At 63.1% G+C, this 12,684-nt stretch carries 11 protein-coding genes; 7 read left to right on the top strand and 4 right to left on the bottom strand.

Annotated elements, in window-relative coordinates; all coding sequences use genetic code 11:
- Positions 1 to 209: 209 nt before the first annotated feature.
- The 4 genes from BRA1253DRAFT_RS04280 to glpX all read left to right on the top strand — a co-directional run bounded on the left by BRA1253DRAFT_RS04280 (position 210) and on the right by glpX (position 4,406).
- Entirely contained in the window at positions 210 to 485 is a 276-nt protein-coding gene (locus tag BRA1253DRAFT_RS04280; RefSeq protein ID WP_035992760.1) for a hypothetical protein, read from the top strand.
- Between the two features lie 214 nt (positions 486 to 699).
- Positions 700 to 1,920, top strand: a complete 1,221-nt coding sequence (locus BRA1253DRAFT_RS04275; RefSeq protein WP_007591524.1) for an LL-diaminopimelate aminotransferase — start codon at positions 700 to 702, stop codon at positions 1,918 to 1,920.
- A 29-nt stretch (positions 1,921 to 1,949) separates the two neighbouring features.
- The gene (locus BRA1253DRAFT_RS04270; protein WP_007591523.1) at positions 1,950 to 3,266 is read left to right on the top strand and encodes a homoserine dehydrogenase; all 1,317 of its coding nucleotides are present in this window, start codon (positions 1,950 to 1,952) and stop codon (positions 3,264 to 3,266) included.
- A gap of 138 nt (positions 3,267 to 3,404) precedes the next feature.
- Entirely contained in the window at positions 3,405 to 4,406 is a 1,002-nt protein-coding gene (gene glpX, locus BRA1253DRAFT_RS04265; protein WP_007591522.1) for a class II fructose-bisphosphatase, read from the top strand.
- 91 nt (positions 4,407 to 4,497) lie between these two features.
- On the opposite strand, the gene BRA1253DRAFT_RS04260 is transcribed toward glpX, so the two are convergent.
- On the bottom strand, positions 4,498 to 5,394 hold the full coding sequence (locus tag BRA1253DRAFT_RS04260) for a hypothetical protein (protein ID WP_245285859.1): 897 nt from the start codon (positions 5,392 to 5,394) through the stop codon (positions 4,498 to 4,500).
- Between the two features lie 465 nt (positions 5,395 to 5,859).
- Between BRA1253DRAFT_RS04260 and BRA1253DRAFT_RS04255 the strand changes: the two genes are divergently transcribed.
- Positions 5,860 to 6,588, top strand: coding sequence for a haloacid dehalogenase type II (locus BRA1253DRAFT_RS04255; protein ID WP_007591521.1), 729 nt, complete (start codon positions 5,860 to 5,862; stop codon positions 6,586 to 6,588).
- Positions 6,589 to 6,618: 30 nt separating this feature from the next.
- Here BRA1253DRAFT_RS04255 and BRA1253DRAFT_RS04250 read toward each other — a convergent pair whose 3' ends face one another.
- The 3 genes from BRA1253DRAFT_RS04250 to BRA1253DRAFT_RS04240 all read right to left on the bottom strand — a co-directional run bounded on the left by BRA1253DRAFT_RS04250 (position 6,619) and on the right by BRA1253DRAFT_RS04240 (position 10,459).
- Positions 6,619 to 8,439: a peroxidase family protein gene (locus BRA1253DRAFT_RS04250; protein WP_007591520.1), complete on the bottom strand. Its 1,821-nt coding sequence runs from the start codon at positions 8,437 to 8,439 to the stop codon at positions 6,619 to 6,621.
- 192 nt (positions 8,440 to 8,631) lie between these two features.
- Positions 8,632 to 9,603, bottom strand: a complete 972-nt coding sequence (locus BRA1253DRAFT_RS04245; protein ID WP_007591519.1) for an MBL fold metallo-hydrolase — start codon at positions 9,601 to 9,603, stop codon at positions 8,632 to 8,634.
- 190 nt (positions 9,604 to 9,793) lie between these two features.
- Positions 9,794 to 10,459 (bottom strand): GntR family transcriptional regulator, encoded by a 666-nt coding sequence (locus tag BRA1253DRAFT_RS04240; protein WP_088940849.1) that lies wholly within the window; start codon positions 10,457 to 10,459, stop codon positions 9,794 to 9,796.
- Between the two features lie 117 nt (positions 10,460 to 10,576).
- On the opposite strand from BRA1253DRAFT_RS04240, the gene BRA1253DRAFT_RS04235 reads away from it, so the two are divergent.
- Together BRA1253DRAFT_RS04235 and BRA1253DRAFT_RS04230 are read left to right on the top strand one after the other, a co-directional pair.
- Complete coding sequence (locus BRA1253DRAFT_RS04235; protein WP_007591517.1) at positions 10,577 to 11,371, top strand: enoyl-CoA hydratase/isomerase family protein; 795 nt, start codon at positions 10,577 to 10,579, stop codon at positions 11,369 to 11,371.
- Positions 11,372 to 11,380: 9 nt separating this feature from the next.
- Entirely contained in the window at positions 11,381 to 12,640 is a 1,260-nt protein-coding gene (locus BRA1253DRAFT_RS04230; protein ID WP_007591516.1) for a CaiB/BaiF CoA-transferase family protein, read from the top strand.
- The last annotated feature ends 44 nt before the right edge of the window (positions 12,641 to 12,684 follow it).

The following is a 12,684-nucleotide window of genomic DNA, read 5'->3' as shown; positions in this document are numbered from 1 at the left end:
GCATGTTTGGCGTTAAACACTCGCGAAGATGTGTTGCAGTGCGACAAATTTTCTTGGTTCCGTCACAATCGAGCCGCACCGCTCGGCTTGGTGGGTATCTGGGCTATTTTCTCGCTCGCACCATTTGGGCAGCAATGGTTTGAGCTTGGGCGCGGGCTTGGGTAAGGTTGCCCGGGGCCGTGCTTTGGGACGAAGTGGGGATTTCCCTAGTGTTGGCGTTGAGGGACCTGCAAAAGTCGCGGCGGATCTGTGGCGCGCTGCTGATGGTGGCGCTCGCCCTAGGCGGCTGCTCGAGTCAGCTTGCGGATATGACGCCTTCCGATGCGCAAGCGCATCCCAGGGAGGCCGGGAGCTATCTGCCGGTGCACGATCTGCCTCCGGATCGCGATCAGGCGGTCATCCCGCCGGACCAACGCGCCAAGATCGAGGCCGAGCTTGCTGCCGCGCGCGACCGTCAGGCGGTCGCCACCAAGGACGCGAAATAGGGCCCTGCAAGGTAATCGCTGGCGCCTCCGCCTCGCCGTGCTAAAAGACCTTAGTTCAGCCGAGAGTCAGGGCGAACGACTTCAGTCAACGTCGTCGATAATTGCTCTAAGTATTTGATCTTGAGTAATTTTCGCGAAGGACGCAGGCGCCTTCCGCCTGGTCTTTATGTCCTGTCGATTCTGTCCTGACCGGTTGCCCGGAGCCGAGAGAGCCATGGAAGAGTTTTACCGCATCCGCCGCCTTCCGCCTTACGTATTCGAACAGGTCAACCGGGCCAAGGCAGCCGCGCGGAATGCCGGCGCCGACATCATCGACCTCGGCATGGGCAATCCGGACCTGCCGGCGCCGGCGCATGTGCTGGAGAAGCTGAAGGAGACGCTGGGCAAGCCGCGCACCGACCGCTACTCGGCCTCCCGCGGCATCCCCGGGCTGCGCCGGGCCCAGGCCGGCTACTACGCCCGCCGTTTCGGCGTGAAGCTCAATCCCGACACCCAGGTGGTGGCGACGCTCGGCTCCAAGGAGGGCTTTGCCAACGTGGCGCAGGCGATCACCGCGCCCGGCGACGTCATCCTTTGTCCCAATCCGAGCTACCCGATTCACGCCTTCGGCTTCTTGATGGCGGGCGGCGTGATCCGCTCGGTGCCCTCAGAGCCGACGCCGCAATTCTTCGAGGCGGTCGAGCGAGCGATCGTGCATTCGATCCCGAAGCCGCTGGCGCTCGTCGTCTGCTATCCTTCGAACCCGACCGCCTATGTTGCGAGCCTCGACTTCTACAAGGACCTGGTCGCGTTCGCGAAGAAGCACGAGATCCTGATCCTGTCCGATCTCGCTTATGCCGAGGTTTATTTCGACGAAAGCAACCCGCCGCCCTCGGTGCTCCAGGTGCCGGGCGCGATGGACGTCGCCGTCGAGTTCACCTCGATGTCGAAGACCTATTCGATGGCTGGCTGGCGCATGGGCTTCGCGGTCGGCAACGAGCGCGTGATTGCGGCACTCGGCCGCGTCAAATCCTATCTCGACTACGGTGCGTTCACGCCGATCCAGGTCGCAGCGACCGCCGCGCTGAACGGACCGGACGATTGCATCAAGGAGATGCGCGACACCTACCGCAAGCGGCGCGACACGCTGGTGGAATCGTTCGGCCGTGCCGGCTGGGAGATCCCGCCGCCGGAGGCGTCGATGTTCGCCTGGGTGCCGCTGCCGGAAGCCTTCCGCAGCGTCGGCAGCATGCAGTTCGCGACCCTGATGGTGGAGAAATCCGGTGTCGCGGTCTCGCCCGGCGTCGGCTTCGGCGAGCATGGTGAAGGATATGTCCGTATCGCCATGGTGGAAAACGAGCAACGGATCAGGCAGGCCGCGCGCGGCGTGCGCCGCTTCCTTGAAAGCGGCATCGAAACGTTGCACAACGTCGTTCCGCTCGCCACTCGGCGTTAAGTTCTCTTCCGCAGGTTTTCCAAGGCATCATGGTTGCACCCCTGAAAGTGGGCATAGCGGGGCTCGGCACCGTGGGCGCCGAAGTTGTCCGTCTGATTGAAACGCAGGCGCGCGTGCTTGCCGGCCGCAGCGGCCGCGGCATCCGCGTCGTCGCCGTCACCGCGCGCTCGAAGGCCAAGAAACGCGGCGTCGATCTGCGCGGCGTCGAGTGGGTCAAGGATCCGCTTGCCCTCGCCACGCATCCCGGCATCGACTGCTTCGTCGAACTGATGGGGGGCTCCGGCGATCCCGCCTTGTCGGCGGTCGAGGCCGCGCTCGCTGCCGGTAAATCCGTCGTCACCGCCAACAAGGCGTTGCTGGCAAAGCACGGCCTCAAGCTGGCAAAGGCCGCCGAAAAGCACGGCGGCGCGCTGAATTTCGAGGCAGCCGTCGGCGCTGCGATCCCTGTCATCAAGACGTTACGCGAAGGCCTTGCCGGAACCGGCATCAACCGGGTCTACGGCATCCTCAACGGCACCTGCAATTACATCTTGACCCGGATGGAGCAGGAGGGCCTGTCCTTCGCCGAATGCCTGAAGGACGCGCAACGGCTCGGCTATGCCGAGGCCAATCCGTCCTTCGACGTCGACGGCCACGATACCGCGCAAAAGCTCGCCATTCTCGCCAGCCTCGCTTTCGGCACGAAAGTTGCTCAAAGCGCGGTGTATGTCGAAGGTATCTCCTCCATCGCGCCGGAAGATCTCCGTGCCGCTGACGATCTCGGTTACCGGCTCAAGCTCCTCGGCGTCGCGGTTCGCACCGCCAAGGGCATCGAGCAGCGCGTGCATCCGACCATGGTTCCGAAATCCTCGTCGATCGCACAGGTGATGGGTGTCACCAATGCGGTCACGATTGATGGCGAGGGCATCCCGCCGATCACGCTGGTCGGCCCCGGTGCCGGCGGCGCTGCGACCGCATCCGCCGTCGTGGCCGACATCGCCGACGTCGCGCGCGGCATTCGCGCCAATCCGTTCGGCCGGCCGATTTCGCAGCTGCGCGATACCAAGAAGGCGCCGATGGAGCGCCATGAGGGCGGCTACTACATCCGACTTCTGGCACGCGATTTCCCGGGCACCGCGGCTGCGATCGCGACGCGGCTTGCGGAGCAGAAGATTTCGATCGAGTCGATCGTGCAGCGCCATCCCAATGGCGGCGCTGCGCCGGCAGACGGCAAGGCGGTCCCGGTGCCCGTCATCCTCATCACCTATGCCACGCACGAGGACGCCGTGCGCCGCGCGCTCGCGGCCGTGCAGAAGGACAAGGTGATCAGTGGGCGACCCCAGGTCATCAGGATCGAGAAGAACTGAGCATGACCTGGAAAAGTGTGAAGCGGTTTTCCGGAAAGGTCATGCTCCAAGAATAAGACACGGTTCGAACGAACTGTGGGTGTTACGAGTTGATGCGACGGAGATGTCCGTCCAAAACTGTTTCGAAGGAGTGAGCCGATGTCGACCCATATTTCAGTCCCGCCGCAAGCGTTGCTCGAGCGCATTCTCACGCTGGAGATCGTGCGTGTGACGGAGCGGGCGGCGGTGTCTTCGGCGCGTCTGCGCGGGCACGGCAACGAGAAGGCGGCCGACCAGGCCGCGGTGGACGCGATGCGGCGCGAGCTCAACAAGCTCCCGATCGAGGGCACCATCGTCATTGGCGAGGGTGAGCGCGACGAGGCGCCGATGCTCTTCATCGGCGAGAAGGTCGGCATGAACGCCGGCCCGCAGGTCGACATCGCCGTCGATCCGCTCGAAGGCACCACGCTGTGCGCCAAGAACATGCCGGGCTCGATCGCCACCATGGCGATGGCCGACGGCGGCACGCTGCTGCACGCGCCCGACGTCTACATGCAGAAGCTCGCGATCGGTCCCGGCTATGACAAGGGCGTCGTCGAGCTCGATGCGACACCGGCCGAAAACGTCCACCGCCTCGCCAAGGCCAAGGGCGTCAAGCCTGACGGCATCACCGTTCTCGTGCTCGACCGGCCGCGCCATGCCAGCATCATCGAGAGCGTACGCTCGACCGGCGCCGCCGTGCGCCTGATCACCGACGGCGACGTCGCCGGCGTGATCCACTGCGCCGACCCCGACAATACCGGCGTCGACATGTATCTCGGCACCGGCGGCGCGCCGGAAGGCGTGCTCGCGGCCGTGGCGCTGCGCTGCATCGGCGGCCAGATGCAGTGCCGTCTCATCCTCGACTCCGAAGAGAAGCGCGAACGCGCCGCCAAGATGGGCGTCAACGATCCCAAGATGATCTACGGCATCGAGGACATGGCGCGCGGCGACTGCCTGTTTGCCGCCACCGGCGTCACCACGGGCTCGCTGCTGTCAGGCGTCAAATTCCGCAAGGACGGCGTGATCGAGACCGAGACGGTGGTGATGCGTTCCGTCACCGGCACCGTGCGCTACATCAAGGCCGAGCATCGCGAACTGGCGAAGTTCCATTTGGACTAGTGTCAGCGACGTCCGCCTGCGTTCGTTCGGCGAATTTAGCCGGACGTCGTCGCATACAGCACCAGGATGGACATGATCCATCGCCTGTCTACTAAGGGCTGCGCGGCGCGGCCGGCATGAACAAGAACGCATCGCGCAAGGTCAGAGCGAGTTGGAGCGCTTTTTGGAGCTCACCAACTTCCTCAGCCCGAGGCAGCAAAAAAGCCCTCGCTGACGCAATGTCTCCGCTCGCGAGCGCGCGGCGCGCATTCGTGTCCGCCTCGGCATAGGCGTCGGTCGCGAGCATTTTGGACAGCTCTTGCGATACGCCGCCATCGAGGATTTCCAGGCGAGCTTCCGATACGTAGTGATCTGGCCGCAGCTCTATCAGGTTCTCTGACTTCGCCGGATCGAAAAGCCCGACCTTGCCCAGCATGATCAGAAGCGGGTGATTTCGCGCGAGAGATGACGGAATGATCTGGTAGGTCTTGAGCCTTCCAGCTCGTTCCTGAAGAGAAAAGAACGAAATGACCGGCCCGATCCGAAAGCGCGAGTTGCGGTGGAGCACCGCAACGTGACCGATGTTCTCGTCATCGTCTTTGTACACCGTCCCGCTCTCGATGTTTTTGTCGAGGCCATTTGCAATCAAATAGGACGAAGCGTTGGCAACACGAAGCGTGACGCCGCGTTGGTCGAGTCCGTCCACCTCAAATTCGATCTCGCGTCCGATGAATGCGGACAGTCCGACCGTATAGGCTCCGACGGTCTCTCCGGAACGGAAGGGAATGATTTCCATCCACAATCCGAACGGATGATCCGGAAACGGCTCGAACGAGCGGCGTGACTGCTCGAGCCACATCTCGGGCGAGCGGCCCACATTGCCGCGCCAGACGACGCCGAGACAGCCGGGAAGTGCTTCAAGCATGGCGCCGACAAAGGCAGTCGTAAGGCGCACACTCTCGGCGAACCCAAGCGCTTTCGGTTCTGAGTTGTCTTCGGCGGAGCCCATTGTCGCGACGACGAGGTGCGCGCGGTGGCGGCCGGCGGCGTGGAAAGCCTCCGGGCCATACCCAGGAGGCTCGCTGCCACAGCTGCTGATCGTAGGGCATGGGTGCGGGCATCAAGAGGATGGTCATGAGATGATCGCCGACGCGGATGAACATCGGACCGTCGGTATCGTTACTTGGTGCGACTGGGCTGCGGTCCCACCGCAAGCCAGGATGACGAACGCGTAACGTCTCGATTAAAGATGCCTCGTCCGGAAGGCGGGCATCCTCAAGCAATATACATGCAACAGGGATGGTGGTCATGACAGATGCGCTGCACCCCGACTGGTTGAGACCCGTCACTTTGTTCATCTTGCGCGTGTTTGATGTGCGGGACTAGCGCTATTGTTGCACGGAAAGGATCATGCTTTAAAGCCTTTCATCTGAGACGAAGCCAGCTGGGGCGCGGAAAATCCGCGAAGCGAAACATGACCACGACATCCGATCTCTCCGCCGTCAAAGCCCTCGTCTTCGACGTGTTCGGCACAGTCGTCGACTGGCGCACCAGCCTGATCACGGACTTCATGTGGTGGGCGAAGGGCCGCGGCATCTCCGCCGACTGGACCGCACTCGTCGACGGCTGGCGCGGCATGTACATGGCCTCGACGGATGACGTGCGCAAACATCCCGAGCGCGGCTATGTCATGCTCGATGATCTGCATCGCCGCTCGCTGGAAAAGCTGGTCGCGCAATTTTCGATTCCAGGCCTGACCGAAGCCGATCTCGATCACCTCACCAGGGGCTGGCACCGCCTGTATCCGTGGCCCGACAGTGTCGCGGGCCTGACGCGGCTGAAGACGAAATTCGTGATCTCGCCGCTGTCAAACGGCAATGTCGCGCTGCTCACCAACATGGCGAAGTTCGCAGGGCTTCCCTGGGACCTCATCATGTCGGCCGAGCTGTTCGAGCACTACAAGCCCGATCCCGAAACCTATCTCGGCGCCGCGCGCCTGCTCGGCCTCAAGCCGGAAGAGGTGATGATGGTCGCCGCCCACAACGGCGATCTCGCTGCCGCGCAGAAGAACGGGCTGAAGACGGCTTTCGTGGCGCGACCGACCGAATACGGTCCGCTCCAGAAGGTCGATTTCGAGGCCACCGGCAATTGGGACATCGTCGCCAGGGATTTTGGCGGAATCGCCGACAAGCTCGGGTGCTAAGGTGGCTGCGACTTTGCAGAGGGCCAAGGCTCAGCCTCGCAGCACGTTCCACGGGGCGAAGGCGTTGTTGACGCCCTCGAGCGCCGGTCCGAGTTGCGGCACATGCCGCAGCAGCACCGATTTCATTCCGTTGTTGTGGATCCAGTCCAGACCGAAATTGGTGTAGACTTCCGCCCGGTAGTCATCGGTGAAGAACCGGTCGCTCTTGAGACGCCGCGATGCCATCAGGATGAAAATGCGGAAGGCGGTATCGCTGAAGCCAAAACCATCCGGCAGGTCCTCGGCCAATAGTCCGACCATCAGATCAACGCGATCGACGTCGCCCTTGTAGATCGCGCGCATCTTCCTGGCCGCGCCGGGGATGCTGGTGATTTCCTCGAATGTGTTGACCCGCTTCTTGCCGACCAGTTCGCGAAACCGATTGTAGCGCGGCACGCCGCGCTCGCGATCGCGCATGATATCGATGGCGGCCACGTCCAGCAACGGCTGGCCGTCTTTGGTGAACTGGCGCAGGAAGTTCGGATAATTGTGCAGGCGAATGGCGCCGGGATGGGCGGTGCCGAACGAGTACAGCAGGTCGACGAAGCCGTGAGTCTGCATGAACTCGCGGGAGGCGGGGCCCTGCATATCGACCAGGTCGCTAAGGGTAACCTGTGTGCTATCGAGCCGCCGTACATCCATCTTTTCGGGGATCAGCGGGTGCAGGCGGTACACGGCGGTGAATTCCTCCGTCATCGCGTACGGCGCGCTGTGCTGATCCGTCGGAGAGCCGATGATACCAAAGGCGGCTTCGCTGTCCTTGCCGAGCACCGCGCGCAGCACCCGGCACGGGATCCCCGACCAGTTGGCGTGCATGCTGAAGTCCAGTGCGGGATGGCCGAGGATGCCTGGCGTCCATTCGACGGTGTGGATCTTGGCGATCAGGGCTGCGTTGATCAGGCGCGCATGCTGGAATAGCGCCTCGTCGTTCCAGGTCGGATACCGCGTCTTCAAGCCGTCGCAGATGACATTGTGCTCGCGTGCAAAGAGGTTGTGCAGCAGGCTGAGCCCCACCCACCAATTGTCATTGAAGCCGGTGAGATCGGCGCCCGGATGGACTGGATCGGCTGGAAGCATCCCATCATCGCCGACAGCGATCTTCCCATCTGCCCCGGAACGGATCTGCATCTGCCTCGCGCGGTCGCTGCCGTATATCTGTCCGGCGTCCCACCAGTGCGAGTTGAGGTTGCGGAACGTGGGGGTCGCGCCGAGCCATGGTTCACGTGGCGTCTCGTCGCAAACGGTCCGACGGATCTTCATGCAGCCGTCGATCCGCTCATCCGCAGGCCATTCGTCGTTTGGCTTCAGCGGAATTTTGAACTCGTTTCCCGACTTAGGGGCCCCATGGCTGAACCAATTATGGGTTTCGAACTGGATCCAGGCGGCGGCCAGCAGATTGAGGCTGGTCGCGGGAATGAATTCGCGGCGCGCCAGCAATTCCTCCGAGATCAAGCGCGGACTGGGTTCGAGCAGGTCGTCCAGGCTGGCCGGTACACATTCGGGCAGCGCGAAATTGCGTCCGAACCGGGCGCCAGCCATCCCCATGCGCGGATGGTCGAGGCTGTTGAACGAGCCGTCGGCGGAACGCCAGCGGTCATTGCCCGTGCTCCAGCGAGGCGATGTCGTGCCGTAGCGGGTATGGTGCAGATTGTGCTCACGCAGCCGGTCGCGGAACGCCGAGAGATTGGCAGCTCCGAGCAGGGTCGGCAGTTTGTCCCATGTGACAAAGAAGTTGACGGCCCGATAGACAACATCCGGGACCCATTGGAGCCGGTCACGATGGAAGACAAAACCATCGTTCTCGCGGGACATTGACGCTCCCAAACAATTCACGTCAATAAATGCGATCTGCAATTAGTAGCTGTAGTTCAATAACACCAAAATGTCCGCCTGCCAACGCCGCCGGAGACATTGCGGATTGCAATTGCTTGCCGGTCAGCCGGACAGCGGTGATCGTTCGGACGGCCCGGGCGGCGCGTGCGCCACCCGGACCTGATCCGCCGATTACAACGTCATCTGCATCGGTTCGGGATAATAGTGGAATCCTTCGCCGGCCTTGGCAACATGGCCATAGCCCGGCCAGGCGAAGTGATAGGACATCACGGGCGTCTTGTTCGCCGCAAGCATAGTCAGCAGCTTGACGCGCGACTCGGCCGCCTGCTTCGGGTCGGTGTCGTAGGAGAATTCCATCCGCGGCCGCTCGAGCAGCAGAACGGGATGGTGCGAGAGGTCGCCCATGAAGGCGAAGGACTTGCCGGCCGACGAGACCATGAAGATGGTATGGCCGACGGTGTGACCGGGCGCTGCGATCGCCTGAACGCCGGGCAGGAATTCCTGGCCATCCTTGAAGAACACGATGCGGTCGCGCACCGGCAGCAGGTTCTTGCGGGCGTGAACGACGAAATCCTTGGCGTCGCTGCCGAGCTTGCCTTCGTCGGTCCAGAAGTCGAAATCGGTCTGCGAGATGTAGATCTGCGCGTTCGGAAACAGCGGCTTGCCGCCGTCGTCCACGATGCCGCCGATGTGGTCGATATGCGCATGCGAGCAGACCACCGCATCGATGTCCCCAGGCTTGATGCCTGCCTCGGTCATGCTCTTCTGCTGCCGGCCGGTGGTGGCGCCGAACATCTTCGAGCTGCCCATGCCGGTATCGAACAGAATGAGCTTGTCGCCGGTGTTGACGATCGGCGAGTTCTGTTCGAGCACGACATTGTCCGGCGACAGGAAATTGTCGACAAGCATCTTCTTCACCTCTTCCTTGGGAACGCCGGTGAAGGTCCCGGAGGGGTCGCCGAGCGGCAGCGGTCCGTCGGAGACGATGGTGACTTCGGCATCGCCGAGAACGAAGCGGTGCCAGTAAGGCGTCTGGGTGCCGAGCTTGGGAGCGCGCGCCATCGCGCTGCTGCCGAGCATTGCGCTGGCACCAAGGCCAGCCCCGAGAGCGAACAAGGATCGACGTGAGACATCGATTGTCATGCGTTTCCTCCGCTTTTGTCTTTTGTTTTGCGCAATTGTTTGCGCGTTACATTCGGCCCGCGCCGATCGCCTCGCGTCAGCACGATCCGACCGCACGGCTGAATGCAATCAATGATTGTGTCGCGATTGTGTCTCTTGACCGCGCGTTGTAGGGGGGCCGCGAGTTTCTTTCTGCGTCGCGAATGCCGTCTCACGCAATCCGCGGCACCAGGTCACTGCCTTCCGTTTCAGCAAAGCCCGCCTGCAAAACCTCTTCGCGCTTGTGGCGTAGATGCGCGCGCAGGATATGGGCGAGGCCGACGCCGTCGCGCCTCTGCAGTGCGTTCAGGATGGCATCGTGCTCCTTCACGGCGACCGCCCAGCGCTCGGGCGTCATCGGCGTGACATAACGCGCGCGCCGGATGCGCGCGGTCACGGACGTGTACAGCCCTGCAAGCACCGGGTTTCCGGCCGCAGCGACGATGCCTTCGTGAATGGCGCGGTTGCCGCGATAGTACCGGATCAGGTCGCCCTCGCGATGATGATGCACCATCTCCGCATGCGCGGCGGCGATCGCGTCGATCTCGGGATCGGTGATGCGTTCGCAGGCGAGTTCGCCGGCGAGCGCTTCGAGACCCTGGCAGACCTCGAAGAGGTCGCGCATGTCCTTGTCGGTCAGTTTTGCGGCGCGCGAACCGCGATGCGGCAAAAGCTGCACGAGCCCTTCGGCGGCGAGCACCTTGAGCGCCTCGCGTAGCGGCGTGCGCGATATCTGAAGCCGCTCGCACAGCTCGCGCTCGGGAATCCGCGCGCCGGGCGGGATTTCGCCGTCGAGCAGGATGGCCCGGATGCGGCCGACGACTTCCTCATGGAGCATGGGTCTGAAGTCCATTTGAATGCAAAAAAGAGGCTATATGCGAATTAATGCAAGTTCCAGCTTGTAAATCGATCATTTTGCATTCAAAAATGTAGAAAAGCAGAAGGACATGAGGAAATGGACCAGCAGGTGGTGGCGGAAGACCTCGTTTTCGAGCGCCAGGACGGTATCGGGCGGATCACCTTCAACCGCCCGCAGGCGCGCAATGCCTTCACCTTCGCGATGTATGAGCGGCTTGCCGCGATCTGCGAGGAAATCAACGACGATCACGCGATCAAGGTGCTGGTGCTGCGCGGGGCCGGCGACAAGGCGTTTGCCGCGGGCACCGACATCAATCAGTTCCGCGATTTCAAGTCGCCGCAGGACGCGATCGACTACGAAAACCGCATCGATCGGGTCCTGACCACGCTCGAGCAATGCCGCGTGCCGACGATAGCAGCGATCAACGGGTTCTGCACCGGCGGCGGCGCGGGCATCGCCGCGGCCTGTGATCTCCGCATCGGCACCCAAAGCGCGAAAATCGGCTTTCCTATTGCCCGCACGCTCGGCAATTGCCTGTCGATGTCCAATGTCAGTCGTCTCACCGCGCTGATCGGCGCTGCCCGCGTCAAGGATCTGATCTTCACCGCGCGCCTCGTCGACGCGACGGAGGCGGCCAGTGTCGGGCTGCTCGGCGAGGTCGTCGAGGATCTTACCGCGCTCGACAGGCGCGCCGACGAGGTTGCCCGATTGCTCGCCAGCCACGCGCCGCTGACGCTGAATGCGACCAAACAGGCCGTGGCGCGCCTGCAAAGGCGGCTGATGCCGGACGAGGGCGAGGACCTCATCCTGATGTGCTACACGAGCCAGGATTTTCGCGAAGGGCTCGATGCTTTCCTCACCAAGCGCGCGCCGCAATGGCGCGGCCAATAGGACGCCCCGATGCAAAGCGATCGCTCGCAATCAACCTCCGGCCGCTCGGGGCCGCTTGCCGGCCTCAAGGTCATCGATCTCACCCATGTCATGGCAGGGCCGACCTGCACTTTGATGCTGGCCGACATGGGCGCCGACGTGATCAAGATCGAGAAATCGCCGAACGGTGACGACACCCGCCATTCGGTGCCGCCGAAGATTGGCGACGAGGCGGCCTCCTTCCTGATGATGAACCGCAACAAGCGTGGCATCGTGCTGGATCTGAAGACCGAGGGCGGCAAGCAGGTGCTGCGGCGGCTGATCGCGGGCGCCGATGTGCTGGTCGAGAATTTTGCGCCGGGCGCCATGGAGCGCCTCGGCTTCGGCTACGACGACCTGCACAAGCAGCATCCAGCGCTGATCTATTGCTCGCTGTCGGGCTTCGGCCGCACCGGGCCCTACAAGCATCGCCGCGGCTTCGATCTGGTCGCCCAGGCCATGAGCGGCATCATGAGCTTTACCGGCGAACGTCCCGATGGTCCGCCGGTGAAATGCGGCCCGCCGCTGTCCGACATCACCGCCGGCCTGCTGGCGAGCATGGGCATCCTCGCGGCCTACACGCACCGTCTCAAGACCGGCGAAGGGCAGTGGGTCGAAACCTCGCTCTACGAGGCCGCGCTGGTGCAGACCTACTGGCAATCGACCATCGCGCTCGCAGCGGGCACCGCACCGCGCGCGATGGGTTCGGCCCATCCGCTCAACGCGCCGTACCAGGCCTTCGAGGCCTCGGACGGCTGGCTGGTGGTCGGCGGCGCCAACAAGAAGCACTGGCTGTTGATGCTGGAAGCCCTCGGTGCGAGCGAACTCGCCTCCGATCCGCGCTTCGTCACCGGGGCCGACCGCATGGCCAATCTGAAGGAGCTCGAAGCTGTCCTGAGCGAGCGCTTTCGCACCCGGACGCGGGCGCACTGGCTCGCTGCGCTGGACGAGAAGGGCGTGCCGTGCGGACCCGTGCACGACATGCTGGAGGCGCTTCGCGATCCGCAGACGCTGGCGCGCGAGATGGTCGTCGAGGTCGAGCATTCCACGCTCGGACCCGTGAAGACGATCGGCTTGCCGGTCAAGTTTTCGCAGACCCCGGGCAAAGTACGCACGGGCGCGCCGGTCTACGGTGAGCATACAAGCGAGGTGCTGGTCGAGCACGGGTTCGACCAGAAGCAGATCGAAGCGCTCGAAAAAGAAGGCGCAATCGTCCTGGCATCAGGAAGACGCGAGGAACGCGTCGCCTGACCGGACGCCGAAAACAACAAGATACAAAAATCAGCTGGAGGACA

It is taken from the genome of Bradyrhizobium sp. WSM1253 (assembly GCF_000244935.1).
Classification (GTDB): Bacteria; Pseudomonadota; Alphaproteobacteria; order Rhizobiales; family Xanthobacteraceae; genus Bradyrhizobium; species Bradyrhizobium canariense.
This window is presented reverse-complemented; position numbering and strand designations above follow the sequence as displayed.